Genomic DNA, 2,748 nt, shown 5'->3' with positions numbered 1-2,748 from the left:
CAGGCGGATCGATGGAAGACGTTCTTGGACTACGTGGTGCAGAGAATCACCCGCCCCCTGCCGCCTTGGTATCCACCAAGTCAGCTCACGATGACAGAATAACTGCCGGATCTAGGGTGAATTGAACACCAGCACGCCGCAGTACCGGCCGCGGTGCGCATGCGGTGGCGGCACCAGCGCGGCAAGGCGCGCGATCAGCGCCATTGGCGTGAGGTGCAGCTCGTCGGCCCGAATACCTCGCTTGGCGTTGTGTCGGTCGCGCCGTTCGCGCCGTTCGCGCCGTTCGCGCCGTTCGCGCCGTTCGCGCCGTTCGCGCTGTTCGCTGTGCTGCTTGGCGCAGCGCTAGATGAGCTCACGGCCCGCTTTGCGCAGCCGCTCCTTCGCAAACGGGGGCCGTGCGCAGCAGCGCAGCAGCGCAGCAGCGCAGCAGGCGCTCCAGGCCTGCGCTGTCTTGTGCTGCTGTGCACACGCTGGTGTCTACCGAAAACCCACTGTGCTTGTACCTCAGCATCTTCTGGGCCTCGAAGCCTTCGAGCAGGCCCCGGCCAAAAAAAGCCCAAAACCGAACTTCGCACGCGCGCTTCGGTCTGCTGCTTGGCCAGTTCAGGCCACTGCATGGTGATGACCCGCGCAGGTGCATGCTGCACCCCTTGCAAACCCAAGCCAAGCAAGTCGCCCAGCGTGGCCAAGGCCCTAACTCCCAGCATGATGCCGGGCCAAGGCAAGCCGGTCGTGCGCACTGGCCGAACCCGACACTAAAGGCCCCCACCAAATAGCCCAAGGCCGACCCCAAGCCCTGGTGCCACCACTTCGAGGCGAGCTTCATGTCCACGGGGCAGATGCTGGCCCAAAAGAAACTCGTGGCACAGCGCCAAACGAGCAAGGCGGTGAAGTCCGCGGCCACACACAACAAAAAAGGGCACCTGAGGGCACCCTTTTCTGGGGGTCAAAAAGCAGTTCAGTAAATGAAGGTGGGGTTCACAATCGCCTGCACAGAACCCGTGGTGCGGTGCGGTGCCACGGTGATCATGCCCTCGTACACCTTGTCTTTGATGGCCTGCTCAGCCACCACGTTTTCCAAGATGAAAACGCCAAACTCGGCCAATAAAATTTGGTGCACATGAAAGACCTGGCCGGGGTTTTCAAACGGAATCACCTCCAAGCCCCAAGTGTCTGAACCGATCATGGCCACCCCCAATGAGGCCAAATAGCGCGCACCTTGCACGCCCAAGCCCGGCTCGACAGAGCCGTTGCGCTTGTCGTCCACACCCAGCAGCTTGTGCCAGCCGGTGTAGAAAATCACGATGTCGCCTTTGTTGATCTTCATATTGCCTTGGCGCTTGAGGGCGGCCTCAATTTCGGGCTGGTTGAAGGCTGTGCCCTCGGGGATGATGTCCTTGCCCATCAAGGCCGTCATGTCCAGCAGCACGGCGCGGGTGGCCACGGCAGGCACGGTCTCGATGCCGAATTTTTTCAAACCCGAAAGCCCGGTGACTTCGGTCCCAGGGGTGCAGTTGTAATAGGTGTTGTCAATGCCAATGTGGCCCAGGCCATCCAACTGCGTGCCAATGCCAACCCAGGTGTTCAAGATATCGTCGTGGTAATTGGTTTTGGTGTTGCCCATGGTTTGACCAGCGTAGTCTTGACCGGGCCGAACAATGGTGACGGAATAAGTGCGCGGTGCGAAGGCTGGTGTTTTGGCATTGGTCTCGATGCCCATGCGCATGGACTTGCCTTTTTTGATCAATTTGGCCGCCGCCAAGATGTTGTCTTGGGTGATGTTGTTGAGGGCGCCAATTTGGTCGTTGGGTCCCCATTTGGACTTGTGGCAGCTTTCATAAGCCCATGCCTTGCCCGTGAAGGCGGTGAGCAAACAGGCCCCGGCCAAGAGGGGAATGGCGAATCGGTTGAAGTTCATGTTTTGTCTCCTTGGATGGGCTCTTTCGGTGGTGAAACCTGCGTGTTGGGCTGAGCCGCAGAGCCCGACGCACATTGAACATGGATGCGCTGCACCTCTTGCACGCCTTGAGTGGGTGTAAGGCGTTTTTCACGCGTGAAGGAGGCGTCGCAATCGGAGGCCGAGGCCAAAACTTGGCCCAAACGTGGCTCAAAGCCAATGAACCAGGTGGGGTCTTGCATTTGCAGGTGCAAGCTGCGCAACGGGGCTGTGTGTTTCAGCACCGCGGTGAACTCCAGGTAAATACCGCCCTGAAAGCCACGCCCTGCGTCCCGGGCTGAAAAGCCCTGCACATCAAACGCCAAGGGCGCTGGCTCAGGACCGTCGCCCTCGATGGTCAAGAAGTACTGGAAGCCCGCCATCAAATCTTGGTTGGTTTGGGCAAAGGCGGCCAATTCATCTGGGTCCAGTTGCCCGTTTTGGTTCAGGTCGATGTTGTCACGCACCAAACTGCTGTTCATCGGGTCCATTTGCCAACTGACGCGCACAGCGCTGAGCTGGTCTTGGGTGAACACCGGCAGCAGTTGGTAGGCCAATCGGAGGTGCGGGTGGGCGTGTGCTGCTGGAGCGCTCAAACAAGTCAGCGCCAAAACTGAAGTGGACCCCAAAGTCAGGACAGACTTGATGGCAGTTTAAGTTGCACTCAACTGCTCACAGCTGCTCAGCGCTGCCCCGGTTTTTGCCTTTTGTATTGCAGGCTCAATCTCAATCCTGACTTCCTCGTTCGCAGTCCCGCTGGAGCAAAGCGCAACTGGGTGTCTTTCTTGGCTCCGGTATTTGTCCACGATCAT

Annotated in this window: 2 protein-coding genes and 1 pseudogene; all 3 read right to left on the bottom strand. The window is 59.1% G+C overall.

Annotated features, from left to right (window positions below):
* Positions 1-114: 114 nt before the first annotated feature.
* Positions 115-556 (bottom strand): annotated as a pseudogene (locus tag ACIQ39_RS19185) (transposase); the annotation flags it as partial.
* A gap of 402 nt (positions 557-958) precedes the next feature.
* Positions 959-1,918, bottom strand: coding sequence for a cyclase family protein (locus tag ACIQ39_RS19180; protein WP_396436177.1), 960 nt, complete (start codon positions 1,916-1,918; stop codon positions 959-961).
* Positions 1,915-2,547 (bottom strand): DUF1007 family protein, encoded by a 633-nt coding sequence (locus tag ACIQ39_RS19175; RefSeq protein ID WP_396436176.1) that lies wholly within the window; start codon positions 2,545-2,547, stop codon positions 1,915-1,917. The genes ACIQ39_RS19180 and ACIQ39_RS19175 overlap by 4 nt, the downstream gene beginning before the upstream one ends.
* Positions 2,548-2,748 lie beyond the last annotated feature (201 nt).

Origin of the sequence: Limnohabitans sp., from assembly GCF_044361645.1 — a bacterium.
Taxonomy (GTDB): Bacteria; Pseudomonadota; Gammaproteobacteria; order Burkholderiales; family Burkholderiaceae_C; genus Limnohabitans_A.
The sequence above is the reverse complement of the archived record's forward strand: the minus strand, read 5'-3'. Positions and strand labels throughout refer to the sequence as shown.

Bases quoted from the DNA above. Each gene is read 5' to 3' on its own strand.
- ACIQ39_RS19180 (WP_396436177.1), bottom strand. From the start codon at position 1,918: ATGAACTTCAACCGATTCGCCATTCCCCTCTTGGCCGGGGCCTGTTTG.